Below are 16,002 nucleotides of genomic sequence, written 5' to 3' on the forward strand. Positions count from 1 at the left end.
AGCGGTTGCACCTCGTTGTCGCGGCTTTGCGGCGGGGTTATTCCCTATTAACCGGTCGGTTGGGAACCACGATACCGTTCACGACATTGGCGAGGTCCCTGCCATCCCGCATGCGGCGGCAGTTGTCGACGGCCACCTCCAGATACCGCCGCATCGTGTCCAGCGTGTACCAGCTGACGTGCGGGGTCAGGACCACGTTAGGCAGGCTGAGCAGCGGATTTCCGGCCGGAATCGGCTCGATGGCGAAGACGTCCAGACCCGCGGCCGCCAGCCTGCCCGATCGCAAGGCGTCGACGAGCGCCTCTTCGTCGACCACTGGGCCGCGAGAGGTGTTCACCAGCACCGAATCGGAAGGCATCAATCCGAGGGCGCCGCGATCCAGCAGGCCCTCGGTCACCTCCGTCAACGGGATGTGCACCGAGACGATGTCGCTGGCCGCAAGCAGCTCGTCGAGCGGGCGCCAGCCGGGCAGACCGTCGTCGCGGGTGCTGGTGTGCAGCACCTGAGAAGCTGGCGTACCCATCGCCTTGACGATGGCTTCGACGCGTTTGGCGATGTTGCCGTAGCCGACCAAGCCGACGGTGCACCCGCCGATGTCGCGCACCGTCTCGCCGAGGCTGGGATCTGACGGCCAGCCGTTGCCGTCGCGGGTGGTGCGGTCCAGTTCGGTGAGCCTGCGCAGCGCGGCCAGCATCAGCAGCACGGTGCCCTCGGCCACCGAAGGGGCGTTGGCGCCGGGCATGTTCGCCACGGCGACGCCCAGCCGCGTCGCGGTCTGCACGTCGATGGTGTTGACGCCCACGCCCAGCTTGTGCACCAGTCGGCACCGCGGAGCCTGCTCCAGATCCGCGCCCGATATCGGGCGCAGCACATGCCAGATCACGTCGGCGTGGGGAAGCTCTCGATAAAAGGTGTCGTCGTCGTGTTCTGCGCAGTAGTGGATATCGAGCCAATCCGCTTCTGGTGCGACAAACTGCGCAACCTTGGCACCGGGAACGTAGTGAGCGAGGACCCTCAGCGCCACCGCTTCGCGATCCATTTGGCGATGGTATCCGCCTTCTCGCTGCGTGCGCCCGGGCTCGCGAAGTAGTGGTCGGTGTCGATCGAGCACTGTGCCTTGTCCTGGGAGGCCAGGGCGTCGTAAATGCGTTGCGCGTCTGAGGGATACACGCCGGTGTCCTGCTCGGCATTGATCACCAGCGCGGGACAGGTGAGACGCGACAGGTGAGGTTCGGCGCGGGTCTGCGCCTGCTTCAGGCTCCACATACCGATCCAGCTGCGCAGCGTGCACGCCGCCGCGATGCCGTGGGCGGACCGGTTGGCCTTGATCGGGATGCCGGCGTAACACATGTTGGCCGGTCGCCTGGTCGGCTCGATGGACGGATCGACCATGCGTGGGTCCGCCCAGGTCCGCAGCACCGTGAACGGGCGGTCCGAAAATCCGGCGGCGTGCACGCGTTTGAGTTCGTTCTCCGCCCAGTCGGTGATGGCATTGTTGCGGTCGACCTGCGCTGACCGATAGCGCGCGATGAACTCTTCGGAGAATGGCGGACCGTTCTCCGGATTGAACAGATCGAGCTCGGGATCGCTGGTGACGGCGTCGTTTTCGTCGACGACGGACGCGTCCATCCACGCGGTCAGCACGTCGGGGCGGCCGGGATGCGCGGCGCTGGCGATGTAGCCGTCGGCGGGCAGCAGATCGTTGAGGCCCGCGGCGGGCCGCATTCCCTCCATCGGGGTCACGTGATGACTGACGGCCTGTGCCTGGTAGGCGGCCATCAGTGAACCGCCACCGGAATTGCCGAGCAGTACAACGGTTTCCACTCCTTGCACCTCGCGCAGCCACCGCACGCCAACTCCGATGTCGACGAGTGCGTGGTCGAGTAGAAAGCTGCTCTCGAAGCCGCGATAGCGGGTGTTCCAGCCGAGGAACCCGATGCCCCGGGTCGCCATGTAGTCGGCGAGATAATGTTCGGAGAAGTCGATCTGGTAGTGGGTGGCGATCATCGCCACCTTCGGTTTTCGTCCGACACCACGGTAGTAAAGGCCCTGGCACGGGTTTCCGCCTGCACCCGCCCGTCGTGCGGTGGGCGACTGTACGCCGACGAATTCGCGGGTGACCCCCGGGGTTCCGCCGTTCGATGGTGCCCTGGTCATGCCGCCCCCTTGTGATAGATCGTCCGGTAGAAGACGTTGGCAAGCGTGGTGACGCATGCCTCGTCGTCGACGGCTGCCGCAGTGCCGTCGCCGTTCCCGGCCAGCTGCGTGTAGCAGAACTGGTTGAGCATCGACACCAACGCCACCGCCACTAGATGTGGATCGTCGTCGGTGCAGAAGCCCTGTTGCTGAGCGTGTTTCACCATATGGGTGACCAGCGCTATCGGCAGCGAGCAGATCTCGTTCCAATATTCCGCGAAGTCGTCGCTGACCATCGCGAGCTGTGACACGCTCACGATCTCGGCGAGTTGGTGGCGGTAGGTGTGCCAATGGGCGGCCGCCGCCTGGTAGGAGCGCTCCCAGTTCGACAGGCCCGGCTCGGCCGCGGCGCGAGACCGTTGCCTGGCCTCATCACGGAACCGCACAGCCCACTCCCGGACCATCGCTTCTTTGGAGTCGTAATAGTTGTAGAACGATGCAGTGGACTTGCCGGCCTCCGCCGCAATATCTGAAATCGTGGTCGCGAGAATGCCTTTGCGGGCAATCACCGAGCGGGCGCCGGCGTCGATGGCCGCCTGAGTCTGCCGACCGCGCATCGTCGCAAATTGCACGCGCTGACTACCGGCCACGGCCTCTCCTTGACCATTGATCGAACCTGAACCTGATGTTAGATTCAGAAATCGAGCTTGACTAGAGGAGCAGCCACACATGATCAAGCCGAACAATCCGAATCCCGAGTTCGAGCTCGGCGGCATCAACCATGTAGCGCTGGTGTGCTCCGACATGGCGAAGACGGTCGACTTCTACAGCAATGTGCTTGGTATGCCCTTGATCAAGTCACTCGACCTGCCGGGCGGCATGGGGCAGCACTTCTTCTTCGATGCGGGTAATGGCGATTGCGTGGCCTTCTTCTGGTTCGCCGACGCTCCGGACCGCGTGCCGGGAATCTCGTCGCCCGAGGCGATTCCGGGTATCGGCGACATCGTCAGCGCGGTGAGCACCATGAATCACCTTGCGTTCCACGTCCCCGCGGAGAAGTTCGACGAGTATCGGCAGCGACTCAAGGACAAGGGTGTGCGTGTCGGTCCGGTGCTCAACCATGACGAGAGCAAGCAGCAGGTCTCCGCGTCGGTGCATCCGGGAGTGTACGTGCGGTCGTTCTACTTCTTCGACCCCGACGGAATCACACTCGAATTTGCCTGCTGGACCAAGGAATTCACCGACAGCGACACGACAACCGAGCCGAAGACCGCTGCGGATCGCCGGCCACGGGTATCCGTCTAGGGTTTTGGCGGTATCGCGGCCAGCTGCTCGATCAGCGCCGCCAGGGCTTCGACGAGCTCGTCGTGGTCGAGACTGACTTCACCGGATAACCATGCGCTGATGGTCTGACCAACGCCGCCGACCGCGAAATGCGACGCTGCCTTGACGTGGTCGTTGTCCAGCGCACCCTGGGCGCCCGCGTGCGCGAAAAGCAGGGCGGCGAACAACGCCGTCGACTCCGCCCGCTTGCGCACGATCACGGTGTTGGAGAGCTCGACGCTGAACAGCAGGCGGCCGACCCGGGTGTCCGCGGAGATCGTGCGCACGACATTGGCCATCGCCGCACGTGCCTGCTCGGCGGGTGCCGCTGACGCGACGGCGGCTTGGGTGGTGGCGGCGATGTCGGCGATCACCGAGTCGAAGACCGCTCCGACGAAGTCGTCCTTGTCGGTGAAGCTCTCGTAGAAGTACCGGACGCCCAACGCGGCCTGTCCGCAGACCGCGCGCACGGTCAGCTCGGCGGGGTCCTTTCCGGGGGCGCCGAGCAGGTCAAGGCCTGCGTCCAGCAGACGGCGCCGGCGACCGGCTACGCGTTCGACCGCGTCGACGCCGCGGTACGGGCGGACCTGTGCCATGCCTGACATCTTGACACCTGTCACATGCGCGGGCAAGATCAGGAAACATACGTTCTCACTTTCCCGATAGGGGCGGCCAATGACGGTCACTGTTCCGATCGACCACGTCGAGCGTCCGCTCAACGATCCGGTGCTCCCCGGTGGCAGGAAGCCGCCGAGGTGGATGGGCAACGCGGATGACGCGGCGTTCATCGGTCTGCTGTCCGGTGGCGCCAACGTGATCATGGAGCTTGCCCGTCCCGGCGTCGGATACGGCGTCAAGGACAGCCGGGTCGAGAGCGGGAGAGCGGACCGCCATCCCATCAAGCGGGCGAGGACCACCTTCACCTATCTCGCGGTTGCGCTGTCGGGCACCGACGAGCAGAAGAAGATGTATCGCCGCGCGGTGAACAAGTCCCATGCGCAGGTCTATTCGCAACCCGATAGCCCGGTGCAGTACAGCGCGTTCGACAAGGACCTGCAGATGTGGGTGGCCGCGTGCCTGTACAAGGGTTTCGTCGACGTGCATCGCATCTTCGTCGGCGAAATGGATGACGAGACCGCGGACCGCCACTATCGCGAAGGGATGACGCTCGGCACGACGTTGCAGGTGCCCGAGGAGATGTGGCCCGCCGATCGCAAGGCGTTCGACGAGTATTGGGAGCAGTCGCTGGACCAGGTTCACATCGACGACGCCGTCCACGAGTATCTGTGGCCCATCGCGGCAGGCCGGCTCGGCAAGGCCGTGCTGCCGCCTCCGTTGCAGAAGCGAGTGGACGCGGTCAACCTGTTCATGACGACGGGCTTTCTGCCGCAACGCTTCCGCGACGAGATGCGCTTGCCGTGGGATGCGGCCAAGCAGCGCAGGTTCAATCGAGTGATGGCGTTCATCGGCAACGTCAACAAGGTGATGCCACGATTCGTGCGGCGGTTCCCGTTCAACTGGATGTTGCGGGATCTGGACTGGCGGATCCGCACGGGCCGCCCGTTGACCTAGCGGGCAGTCACCTGGTCTGTCAGCTGGTTGTCAGATTGCCTGGGTACAAACGGGTACATGCGGACAGATCACGACACCTGGGACATCACGACGAGCGTCGGTTCGACGGCGCTGTTCGTGGCCGCGGCCAGGGCACTGGAGGCGCAGAAGCCCGATCCCGTCGCCGTGGATCCCTTCGCCGAGGTGTTCTGCCGTGCCGTTGGCGGCCAGTGGGCCGCGCTGCTCGGCGGCGGGGTGCCCGAGCACCCGCTGAAGTCCGAGTTCGGCGCCGACTTCGTGAACTTCCAGGGCGTGCGCACGCGATACTTCGATACCTACTTCAGCCGGGCCGCGACGGCGGGCGTTCGTCAGATCGTGCTGCTGGCGGCTGGGCTGGACTCACGCGCATACCGGTTGGACTGGCCTGACACGACCGTCGTGTACGAGCTGGATCAGTCCCAGGTCCTGGACTTCAAGAAGGCCGCCCTGGCTGGGGTCCGGCCCATCGCGCAGCGTCGTGAGGTCGCTGTGGACCTGCGTGACGACTGGCCGCGGACCTTGCTGGAGCACGGGTTCGATCCCACGGCGCCGTCGGCCTGGATCGCCGAGGGCCTACTGATCTATTTGCCCGCGACTGCACAGGTTCAGCTGTTCGCCGGCATCGACGCCCTCTCCGCGCCCGGCAGCCACGTCGCCGTGGAGGAGTCCGTGCCGATGGATGCCGAGGCGTTCAACGCAAAACAAGAGGACGAGCGCAACGGGGAAGACTCGGCCCACGGCGGCCCGTTCTTCCAGCTCATTTTCAACGAGCAGCACGAACCGGCGGCTCAATGGTTCGGTGCCAGGGGCTGGCGCGCCGATGCCACTCCATTACCGGACTATCTGAGGGCCCACGGCCGTGCGGTGCCCTCGCCCGAATCCGACGCCGGCACTATGACCGGCACGATAAGCCTGGTCAGCGCGATCAAAGGGTGAGGGGAGTCACCTCGTAGCCAAGACCGTGCATCTCGACAGTTAAGTTATGCAATGCTAACTTTTGGCGAAAGTTAGCCTGCCATAATTTACGGGGGAGACAAGCGCGCGTGCCTCTACCAACGGATTTTGCTGCGACCTCCCGGGTCGACAGCGACGTCGTGAGTCGTTTTGCGACATGTTGCCGGGCGCTGGGCCTGTCCGTGCACGATCGGCGCCGTCCGCCCGATCTCCCAGCAGCCCGCTCCGGGTTTGCCGAACTCACCCGAATCGCCCGCGAGCAGTGCGATGCGTGGACAGGTCTGGCCGCGGCAGGCGATACGAGCGCGCGGGTCATCGAAGCCGTGTGGCGGACGGTCAAATCCGCCGGTGTGCTGCAGCGCGAGGTCGACCTCGCCGACGGCGATCTGGTGTTCGACTACGACACCGGCCTCTACCTCCAGTTCGCCGCCACGACACCAGACGACTTCGCGCTCGCATATGCCGTCACCCTGAGCGATTCCGGCGACTACGCGGCCGCGGACGAGCTGGTCGATCCGCTGATCGCCCGGCGGCCGAGCTGGCTCGAGGCGCGGTGGGTGCGGGTCGCCATGTACTACCGGACCGAGCGTTGGTCGGACGTGGTGCGCCTACTCACCCCGATCGTCAACGACACGAAGCTGAACGAGAAGTACGCCCACGCCGTGCGCATCGCACTGGGCACCGCTCTGGCCAGGTTGGGCATGTTCGCGCCTGCCCTGTCCTACCTCGAGGACCCGTCCGGACCGGTCGCCGTCGCCGCCGTCGACGGCGCACTGGCCAAGGCGCTATCGCTGCGCGCGCAGGGGGAAGACCTCGACGCGGCCGACGTGCTCGCCGAGCTCTACGCGGCCAACCCCGAGAACGAAGAGGTCGAGGCCGCGATCTCGGACACGTCGTACGGCATCGTGCCGACGACCGCGGCCCGGATCGAGGCCCGCTCTGATCCGTGGGATCCCGAAACCGAGCCAACCGAAACGGATTTCGTCGATCCCGGCGCCAAGGAGCGCAAGGCCCACCTGCTGATCGAGGCCGAGGCGGAGCTCGCCGAGTTCATCGGTCTCGAAGAGGTCAAGTATCAGGTCGCCCGGCTGAAAAGTTCGGTCGCCATGGCGATCCGCCGCCAGGAGCGCGGCCTGACCGTGGCCAACCGGACCAACCATCTCGTCTTCGCGGGCCCGCCCGGTACCGGTAAGACGACGATCGCCCGCGTTGTCGCCAAGATTTATTGCGGGCTCGGCATTCTCAAGAAGGAGACGGTGCGCGAGGTGCACCGAGCCGACCTGATCGGCCAGCACATCGGCGAGACCGAGGCCAAGACCAACGGCATCATCGACAGCGCGCTCGACGGTGTGCTGTTCCTCGACGAGGCCTACGCGCTGGTGTCCACCGGCGCGAAGAACGACTTCGGTCTCGTCGCCATCGACACCCTGCTCGCACGTATGGAGAACGACCGCGAGCGGCTGGTCGTGATCGTCGCGGGTTATCGCAAGGACCTCGACGCGTTCCTTGACACGAACGAGGGTCTGCGTTCGCGGTTCACCCGCAGCATCGACTTCCCGTCGTACTCGCCGCATGAATTGGTGGAGATCGCAATGCGTATGGCCGAGAAGCGAGACAGTGTCTTCGAGCCGGCGGCGCTCACACATATGGAGTCGCTGTTCGGCCAGCTCGCCTCCGTCACGACGCCCGATGCCAACGGTGTCGAGCGGCGCAACCTCGACATCGCCGGTAACGGCCGGTTCGTCCGCAACCTCGTCGAGCGTTCGGAAGAGGAGCGCGAGTTCCGCCTCGACCATTCCGACACAGACGAATTCACCGATGACGAGCTGATGACCATCACCGACCAGGACGTCACGAAGTCGGCCATCCCGCTGCTTCGCGGCCTAGGGCTGGCGGTGTCCGAGTGAGCGGCCAGGACAGCGGCTCCGACCGCCGCGAGTTCACCTCGAGGACCCCGGTCAACGAGAACCCCGACCGGGTTGCCTACCGCCGCGGCTTCGTCACCCGCCACCAGGTGTCGGGCTGGCGATTCATCATGCGCCGCATCGCATCCGGCGTCGCATTGCACGACACCCGCATGCTCGTCGATCCGCTGCGCACCCAGTCGCGTGCGGTCCTTGTCGGCGCGCTGGTGCTCATCACCGGCCTAGCGGGGTGCTTCATCTTCTCGCTCATCAGGCCCGGCGGTGTCGCGGGCAACGACGCGATCCTGGCGGACCGCACCACGTCGGCGCTGTACGTCCGCCTGGGTGACCAGTTGCATCCGGTGCTGAACCTGACGTCGGCGCGTCTCATCGCGGGCCGGCCCGACAACCCGACCACCGTGAAGACCAGCGAGATCGACCAGTTCGCGCGTGGCAACTTGATCGGTATCCCAGGTGCACCAGAGCGCATGGTGCAGAACACGACCGGCGATGCGGACTGGACGGTGTGCGACGGAGCTTCCGGTCCGGCGACGGGGGTGACATTGATCGCCGCCCCGCTCACCGACGGCGGTGAACGCGCCGCGGCCCTGCCGAACAACGAGGTCATCCTCGTCTCGAACGAGAACGGACCGAACGCGGGGACGTGGCTGCTCTGGGACGGTCGCCGCAGCACCATCGACCTGAACGACCGCGCCGTCACCGGTGCGCTGGGTTTGGGTTCGGAGACACCCGCCGGCCGTGCGATCGCGCCGGGACTGTTCAACGCGATTCCCGAGGCGCCCGCACTGAGTGCGCCCGTCATCGAAGGTGCGGGTGAGCCGACGAGCTACGCCCTGCCGACGCCCGCACCCGTCGGCGCGGTCGTGACATCGTTCGGGGCCGACAACGCGCTGCAGCACTACGCGGTGCTTCGCGAAGGGCTACAACCGGTTTCGCCCGTCGTCGCCGCGATCCTGCGCAACACGAACTCGTTCGGACTCAACCAGCCGCCGCGGCTCGGGGCCGATGACATCGCCAAGGCGCCCGTCGCCAGCGGCATCGACAACGGCGCCTATCCGAATGAGCAGGTCACGATCGTCGACGCGACCGATGCGCCGTTGACGTGCGCGCAGTGGACACGACCCGCGGACGCGACCGGAGGAACACTCCAACTGCGTTCCGGCGTAACGCTTCCGGTGTCCGACGAGCTGCGTACGGTCGCCCTGGTCGGTGCCGGGTCGGGCACCACCGCCGACCGTGTCGTGCTGACCCCGGGCTTCGGCTTCCTGGTGCAGACCGTCGGTCAGGACGGCGGAGGGACGTCGACGCAACCGATCGGCGGAGCCAACTTCTGGCTCAGCGACACCGGCGTGCGGTACGGCCTCGACACCGACAGTGACCAGAAGACGATCGAGGCGCTCGGGCTGACCCCGCCGCCGCTACCCATTCCGTGGTCGATGCTGAGCCAGTTCGCGGAGGGCCCGACGTTGTCGCGGACCGATGCCCTGCTGGCCCACGACGGGCTCGCAGCCGACCCCCGCCCCGCAGTCGTGAGGGAGACCAATCCGTGAGTCGGCTCATCTTTGAAGCGCGTCGCCGGATTGCGCCGCCGACGGTGCGCAAAGGCACCATCACGATCGAACCGCCGCCGGAGCTGCCCCGGATGGTGCCGCCGTCGTTGTTGCGGCGGGTGCTGCCCTATCTGATCGTGATCCTGATCATCGGCATGATCGTCGCGCTGGTCGCCACCGGTATGCGGCTGATCTCACCGACGACGCTGTTCTTCCCGTTCGTCCTGTTGCTCGCCGCGACCGCCCTCTACCGCGGTACCGACAACAAGATGCGCACCGAGGAGGTAGACGCCGAGCGGGCCGACTACCTGCGCTACCTCTCGGTCGTCCGCGACAACGTGCGTGCGCACGCCGCCGAACAACGCGCGGCGCTCGAGTGGTCGCATCCGGATCCCGCCCTGCTCGCCGAGGTGCCGGGCACCCGCCGGCAGTGGGAACGCGATCCTCACGACAGCGACTTTCTCGTGGTGCGAACGGGTTTGCACGACGCACCCCTCGGTGCCGCGCTGCGCGTCAAGGACAGCGCCGACGAGGTCGACCTCGAACCGGTCTCGCACACCACGCTGCGCGGCTTGCTCGACGTGCAGCGCACGGTGCGTGCGGTTCCCGCGGGTATCGACCTGGCCAAGGTTTCGCGGATCTCCGTGCTGGGGGAGCCCGACGAGGTCCGTGGCGCTTTGCGCGCGTGGCTCACCCAGGCGGTCACGTGGCACGATCCCGCCGTCCTGGGCGTCGCCCTCGCATCACCTGACCTCGAGAGCGACGATTGGTCGTGGTTGAAGTGGTTGCCGCACAACGACATACCCGGGTCCTCCGACGGTGCGGGCCCCGCCCGCTATCTGGGCGACGACGTGGCGCAATTGCGGTCGCTGCTCGATCCGGTGCTCGACGACCGCGCCCCGTTCGGCTCCGACGCGGATTCGGGTGTCAAACACCTGCTGATCGTCGTCGACGATCCCGACGCTGACCCGAACATCCTCGTCCCGCGCGGCGGGCTGTCGGGTGTGACGCTGGTGCACCGCATCGCCGAACCTCCCCACCGTGAGCAGTACCCGGACCCGGAACGACCGATTCTGCGTGTCGTGGACTCGAAGCTCGAACGCTGGCAGACCGGCGGCTGGGCGGCCTATGTCGATGCCGCCGACGACCTAGACGTCGCTGCCGCACGCCACGTCGCGCGGCGACTGTCACGGTGGGATTCCAACCCCAGTCATGCGCGGACGAGCAATGCCGGGGTGGCGACATTCTCGACACTGCTTGGCATTCCGGATGCCGCGGCACTGGACGTCGCGAGTCTGTGGGCGCCCCGTGCGCGCGCCGACGAGCTACGGGTGCCCATCGGTGTGACGTCCACCGGTGACCCTTTGGACTTCGATCTCAAGGACGAGGCAGAGGGCGGCATGGGCCCCCACGGCCTGATGATCGGTATGACCGGCTCGGGCAAGTCGCAGACGCTGATGTCGATTCTGTTGTCGCTGTTGACTACTCACTCAGCCGACCGGCTGATCGTCATCTACGCCGACTTCAAGGGTGAGGCTGGAGCCGACATCTTCCGCGACTTCCCGCAGGTGGTCGCCGTCATCTCCAACATGGCCGAGAAGCGTTCGCTCGCAGACCGGTTTGCCGACACGCTGCGCGGCGAGGTGGCGCGTCGCGAGCAGCTGCTGATGGAGGCCGGCCGCCGGGTGCAGGGCAGCGCCTTCAGCTCGGTGCTCGAATACGAGGCCGCGATCGCGGCGGGCCACGATCTACCGCCGCTGCCGACGCTGCTCGTCGTCGCCGACGAGTTCTCGCTGATGCTGTCCGATCATCCCGAGTACGCGGAACTGTTCGATTACGTGGCGCGCAAGGGTCGTTCGTTCCGCATCCACATCCTGTTTGCGTCGCAGACGCTGGATGTCGGTCGTATCAAGGACATCGACAAGAACACCTCTTACCGCATCGGTCTGAAGGTGGCGAGCCCGGCCGTCAGTCGCCAGATCATCGGCGTCGAGGACGCTTTCCACATCGAGGCGGGGCCCGACCACAAGGGCGAGGGCTACTTGGTGCCGACGCCTGGTGCGATGCCGGTCAAGTTCCGCAGCACGTATGTCGACGGCATCTACGATCCGCCGCGGGTCGAGAAGTCGGTTGTCGTGCAATCGGTTCCGGTGCCTCAGCTGTTCACAGCTGGCCACGTGGACGCTCCCGCCGACACCGTGGCCGTCGTCGAACCCGCCGCCCACGAGGACCGTGCGCCGCGCAAGCTCGTCGCCACCATCGGCGACCAGCTCTCGCACTACGGGCCGAAGGCGCCGCGCTTGTGGCTACCACCGCTGGATGAGCCGATCCCCCTGGACGAGCTGCTGTCCCGTGCGGATGTGTCCGAGCGTGAATGGCGCTGGCCCCTGGGCGAGATCGACCGTCCGTTTGCGATGCGGCGCGACCCGCTCATCTTCGACGCGACCTCCGCCGCGGCCAACGTGCTGATCCACGGTGGACCGAAGTCGGGTAAGACCACGGCGCTGCAGACCTTCATGCTGTCGGCAGCCGCGCTGCACTCGCCCCGTGACGTCTCGTTCTACTGCCTGGACTACGGCGGCGGCCAGCTGCGCGAGCTGGCGGACCTCGCGCACGTCGGCAGCGTGGCGTCGCCGCTGGAACCAGAACGCATCCGGCGCACGTTCGGTGAGCTCGAACAGCTGCTGCGGGCGCGGCAGGCTCGCGGTCACGCCTCCAATGGCGGTCGCGAACGCGACGAATATGGCGAGGTCTTCCTGGTCATCGACAACCTGTACGCGTTCAGCCGTGACAACACGGACACCTTCAACACCCGGAATCCGTTGCTGGCCAAGGTCACCGAGCTCGTCAACACCGGGATGTCCTACGGCATCCACGTGATCATCACCACGCCGAACTGGCTCGAGGTGCCGTTGGCGATGCGCGACGGGCTCGGGCTGCGGCTCGAGCTCAAGCTGGCGGATGCGCGCGACAGCAATGTGCGCATAACCGGTGCGCTGCGCAGGCCCGCCGAAGCGGTGCCCGCGGATCAGCCGGGCCGCGGTCTGACGATGGCTGCCGAGCACTTCCTCGTCGCGGAGCCGTCGCTGCGCGATATCGCGGTCATCAACGCGCGGTACCCGGGTGTCGCGGCGCCGCCGGTGCGGCTGCTGCCGCTGGAACTTGCCCCGGCCGCTGTCGCGCCGCTGTATCCCGCGCCGGAGCAGGTGGTCGTCGGCCAGCGCGAGGAGGATTTGGCCGCGGTGTCGTTGGCCTTCAACGACAACCCGTTGCTGATGGTGTTCGGCGATGCCAAGTCGGGCAAAACGACGTTGCTGCGCCACGTGATTCGCACGATCCGGGAGAACTCGGCACCTGATCGCGTGGCCTTCACGGTGATCGATCGCCGTCTTCACCTCGTCGACGAACCGCTGTTCCCCGACAACGAGTACACCCCGAACATCGATCGGATCACGCCCGCGATGCTGGGGTTGTCGGCGCTGTTGGAGAAGCGCCGCCCGCCGGCGGGCCTGACCCCGCGGGAATTGAGCGGGTGGACCTACCAGTCTGGTCCGGATGGTCACACCCACTATCTGATCGTCGACGACGTCGATCAGATCCCGGATGCGCCCGCCGTCAGCGGGCCGTTCGTCGGGCAACGGCCGTGGACCGGCATCATCGGGTTGCTGTCGCAGGCCAGTGAGCTGGGGCTGCGGGTCATTGTCACTGCGCGGGCAACAGGTTCGGCGCATGCGTTGATGACAGCGCCTTTGCTGCGCCGCTTGAACGAGCTGCAAGCAGCTATCCTCATGTTGTCCGGCAACCCGCAGGACAGCGGCAAGATCAGGGGGCACCGGTTCCGCCGGTTGCCCGCAGGCCGAGCGATGTTGCTCGACGACGGTGACGCTCCGACGTTCCTGCAACTCGTCAATCCGCTCACTGACGCAGTCCATGGCAGCACCGGAAACATCGGAAACACAGGAAGGGAGTTCAACTGATGACTCTGCGCGTAGTTCCCGAAGGCCTTGTCGCGGCGAGCGCCGCCGTCGAGGCACTGACCGCCCGACTGGCCGCCGCCCACGCCGCGGCAGCACCGCTCACCACTGCCGTCATACCGCCGGCTGCCGATCCGGTGTCCCTACAGACCGCGGCGGGGATGAGCGCGCATGGCGTGCAGCACAACACGATGGCTGCGCTCGGTGTCGAGGAGCTCGGACGTTCCGGCGTCGGCGTCGGCGAGTCCGGTGCGAGCTATCTCACCGGTGACGCGGCGGCCGCATCGTCCTACCTGATCGCCGGTAGCTGACCATGACCGCCCCCATTTGGATGGCCTTCCCACCGGAGGTGCATTCTGCGATGCTCAGCGCAGGCCCGGGTCCGGGTCCGTTGCTTGCGGCCGCGGGGGCGTGGCAGTCGTTGGCCGCCGAATATTCCTCGGCCGCAGCGGAGTTGACCGGCGTACTGGGCGGGGTCCAGGGCGGCGCCTGGGAGGGGCCGAGCGCCGAGCAGTATGTCGCCGCGCACGCGCCGTACCTTGCGTGGCTGGCGCAGGCGAGTGCCAACAGCGCGGCCACCGCCGTCCAGCACGAGACGGCGGCCGCCGCCTACACCGTGGCACTCGCCACGATGCCTACACTGCCCGAGCTCGCGCTCAACCATGCGATGCACGGCGTGCTGGTCGGCACGAACTTCTTGGGGATCAACACGATTCCCATCGCGTTGAACGAAGCCGACTACGTCCGCATGTGGATTCAGGCCGCCACGGCCATGAGTACGTACCAGGCGGTATCGGGTGCGGCGGTGGCAGCCGCACCGACAACCACGCCTGCGCCGTTCTTGCTGACTCCCGGTGTCGGAGAAGCGGGTTCAGCGGCGGCGGACGCGCAGCAGACCGCCGCGCTCGCGCAAGCCGCCGACTCGGGGTCGGCGCTGAATGTCGCCGACTCCATTTCGGATTTTCTGCAACAGATAGTCAAGTTCTTCGAGGACTTCTTCGAGTCGATCCTGAGCTTCGTGCGGGACTTTTTCCGCGGCATCTTCCAGTTTCTCGGCGACTTCATCAACAACTTCTTCGGGTGGCTCTTCAACCCGTCTTCGGGAGCGGTGCTGCTTTTCGTCCTGTATCAGGCGATTACCCAGCCACTCGGCTGGACCACGTGGTCGCTGATCTTCAGTGCGCCGATATTCCTGCCGATCATGATCGGCCTCATCCACCAGTACCTGAACCCACCGTTACCCGCCCCTGCGCCTGCGCCGGCGCCCGCCCCCGCGCCCGCGCCGGCCCCCGCGCGTGCCCCGATGGCGCGGGCTGAGAGCCTGCCGCCGATGACATCGGTGGCACCGACCGTGCCCACCGGTACCGCCGCTCCGGCTTCGTCGGTAGCGGGAGGCACCGCTCCCGCGGGCGCCCCGCCCGCGCCGGCCGTGGGTGCCGCCGTGCCGTACGCGATCGCCGGTCCCGGCCCTGACGGAGGCGTCTCCCCGACGTTCCGGGACGGCATCAGCGCCAAGGCGCCTGCCTCCGATATTGCGGCCTCTGCCGCGGCCGCGGCCGCGGCGTCGTCGCTGGCGAAACGCAAGGCCCGACGCAAGCGCGCCCAGCCGATTCACCAGCGCCAGTATGCCGACGCATTCATGGACTACGAACCCGATTCCACCGACACCCCGCCCGAGCCGCGGTCACGCATGCGTGCGTCCGAACGCGGTGCTGGGGCAGTCGGTTTCGCCGGTGCTGCAGGATCTCCGGGGAAGTCCGACACCGAGCAGGCCACCGGCCTCAGCGAGCTCGCCGGTGATTCGTTCGGCGGCGGACCCACAGAGCCCATGTTGCCTCGCGACTGGGACCAAGAGGGGGGAACGCGCGACTGAACAGACTGCCTGACCCAAACCGTCTACGTCACAACAAGAACCGAAAGGAAAAGCCATGAGCATGTTGGACGCTCACATCCCGCAGCTGGTCTCCTCGGAGGCTGCATTCTCCGCCAAGGCGGCCCTGATGCGCAGCACCATGGCGCAGGCCGAGCAGGCAGCGCAGTCAGCGCAGGCCTTCCACATGGGCGAGTCCTCCGCTGCCTTCCAGGCGGCGCACGCTCGCTTCATCGAGGTTTCCGCCAAGGTCAACTCGCTGCTCGACATCGCGCAGATCAATCTCGGCGACGCCGCAGGCACCTACGTGGCCGAGGACGCCGCGGCAGCCAGCACCTACACCGCAATTTGAGATCCGAACTTCTAATACTGACGAGAGGAGAAACTGATGTCGCAGATCATGTACAACTACCCGGCGATGCTCGGGCATGCGGGTGAAATGGCCGGCTATGCAGGTGCGATGCACGGCGTCGGGGCAGACATCGCCGCCGAGCAGGCAGCGCTGGCCAGCGCCTGGCAGGGCGATACCGGTATGACCTACCAGGCGTGGCAGGCACAGTGGAACACCAGCCTGGAGGAGCTCGTACGCGCCTACCGCGCGATGGCTGCCACGCACGAGACGAACACCATGTCGATGAGCGCCCGCGACGCGGCCGAAGGCGCCAAGTGGGGTGGCTGAG

The 16,002-nt window shown here is 66.5% G+C and carries 14 protein-coding genes; 10 read left to right on the forward strand and 4 right to left on the reverse strand.

Annotated elements, in window-relative coordinates; translation table 11 throughout:
• Positions 1–37 precede the first annotated feature (37 nt).
• The 3 genes from ACIA48_RS03990 to ACIA48_RS04000 are packed head-to-tail and all read right to left on the reverse strand — an operon-like array spanning position 38 to position 2,753.
• The gene (locus ACIA48_RS03990; protein ID WP_396727819.1) at positions 38–1,039 is read right to left on the reverse strand and encodes a 2-hydroxyacid dehydrogenase; all 1,002 of its coding nucleotides are present in this window, start codon (positions 1,037–1,039) and stop codon (positions 38–40) included.
• Positions 1,015–2,157 carry an alpha/beta hydrolase gene (locus tag ACIA48_RS03995; protein WP_396727821.1) on the reverse strand — a complete coding sequence of 381 codons (1,143 nt, stop codon included), beginning with the start codon at positions 2,155–2,157 and terminating at the stop codon, positions 1,015–1,017. The genes ACIA48_RS03990 and ACIA48_RS03995 overlap by 25 nt, the downstream gene beginning before the upstream one ends.
• Positions 2,154–2,753: a TetR/AcrR family transcriptional regulator gene (locus ACIA48_RS04000; protein ID WP_396728502.1), complete on the reverse strand. Its 600-nt coding sequence runs from the start codon at positions 2,751–2,753 to the stop codon at positions 2,154–2,156. Before ACIA48_RS04000 ends, ACIA48_RS03995 begins: the two co-directional genes overlap by 4 nt.
• A gap of 112 nt (positions 2,754–2,865) precedes the next feature.
• Here ACIA48_RS04000 and ACIA48_RS04005 point away from each other — a divergent pair, with 112 nt between their 5' ends.
• On the forward strand, positions 2,866–3,441 hold the full coding sequence (locus ACIA48_RS04005; protein WP_396727822.1) for a VOC family protein: 576 nt from the start codon (positions 2,866–2,868) through the stop codon (positions 3,439–3,441).
• Here ACIA48_RS04005 and ACIA48_RS04010 read toward each other — a convergent pair.
• Positions 3,438–4,055: a TetR/AcrR family transcriptional regulator gene (locus ACIA48_RS04010; RefSeq protein WP_396727824.1), complete on the reverse strand. Its 618-nt coding sequence runs from the start codon at positions 4,053–4,055 to the stop codon at positions 3,438–3,440. The genes ACIA48_RS04005 and ACIA48_RS04010 overlap by 4 nt on opposite strands.
• A gap of 79 nt (positions 4,056–4,134) precedes the next feature.
• Here ACIA48_RS04010 and ACIA48_RS04015 point away from each other — a divergent pair, with 79 nt between their 5' ends.
• From ACIA48_RS04015 to ACIA48_RS04055, 9 genes are all read left to right on the forward strand, one after another.
• Complete coding sequence (locus ACIA48_RS04015) at positions 4,135–5,031, forward strand: oxygenase MpaB family protein (RefSeq protein ID WP_396727826.1); 897 nt, start codon at positions 4,135–4,137, stop codon at positions 5,029–5,031.
• Positions 5,032–5,088: 57 nt separating this feature from the next.
• Positions 5,089–5,985, forward strand: coding sequence for a class I SAM-dependent methyltransferase (locus ACIA48_RS04020; protein ID WP_396727828.1), 897 nt, complete (start codon positions 5,089–5,091; stop codon positions 5,983–5,985).
• A 107-nt stretch (positions 5,986–6,092) separates the two neighbouring features.
• Positions 6,093–7,910, forward strand: coding sequence for a type VII secretion AAA-ATPase EccA (gene eccA, locus ACIA48_RS04025; RefSeq protein ID WP_396727830.1), 1,818 nt, complete (start codon positions 6,093–6,095; stop codon positions 7,908–7,910).
• Positions 7,907–9,478 (forward strand): type VII secretion protein EccB, encoded by a 1,572-nt coding sequence (gene eccB / locus ACIA48_RS04030; protein WP_396727831.1) that lies wholly within the window; start codon positions 7,907–7,909, stop codon positions 9,476–9,478. The genes eccA and eccB overlap by 4 nt, the downstream gene beginning before the upstream one ends.
• Complete coding sequence (gene eccCa, locus ACIA48_RS04035; RefSeq protein ID WP_396727833.1) at positions 9,475–13,455, forward strand: type VII secretion protein EccCa; 3,981 nt, start codon at positions 9,475–9,477, stop codon at positions 13,453–13,455. Before eccB ends, eccCa begins: the two co-directional genes overlap by 4 nt.
• Complete coding sequence (locus ACIA48_RS04040) at positions 13,455–13,763, forward strand: PE family protein (protein WP_396727835.1); 309 nt, start codon at positions 13,455–13,457, stop codon at positions 13,761–13,763. The genes eccCa and ACIA48_RS04040 overlap by 1 nt, the downstream gene beginning before the upstream one ends.
• A 2-nt stretch (positions 13,764–13,765) precedes the next feature.
• The gene (locus tag ACIA48_RS04045) at positions 13,766–15,325 is read left to right on the forward strand and encodes a PPE domain-containing protein (protein WP_396727837.1); all 1,560 of its coding nucleotides are present in this window, start codon (positions 13,766–13,768) and stop codon (positions 15,323–15,325) included.
• 55 nt (positions 15,326–15,380) lie between these two features.
• Positions 15,381–15,674, forward strand: coding sequence for a type VII secretion protein EsxS (locus tag ACIA48_RS04050; protein WP_396727839.1), 294 nt, complete (start codon positions 15,381–15,383; stop codon positions 15,672–15,674).
• A 36-nt stretch (positions 15,675–15,710) separates the two neighbouring features.
• The gene (locus tag ACIA48_RS04055) at positions 15,711–16,001 is read left to right on the forward strand and encodes a WXG100 family type VII secretion target (protein WP_163733816.1); all 291 of its coding nucleotides are present in this window, start codon (positions 15,711–15,713) and stop codon (positions 15,999–16,001) included.
• The last annotated feature ends 1 nt before the right edge of the window (position 16,002 follow it).

The sequence above is a fragment of the Mycobacterium sp. NPDC051804 genome (assembly GCF_044452905.1).
In the GTDB taxonomy this organism is placed as follows: Bacteria; Actinomycetota; Actinomycetes; order Mycobacteriales; family Mycobacteriaceae; genus Mycobacterium.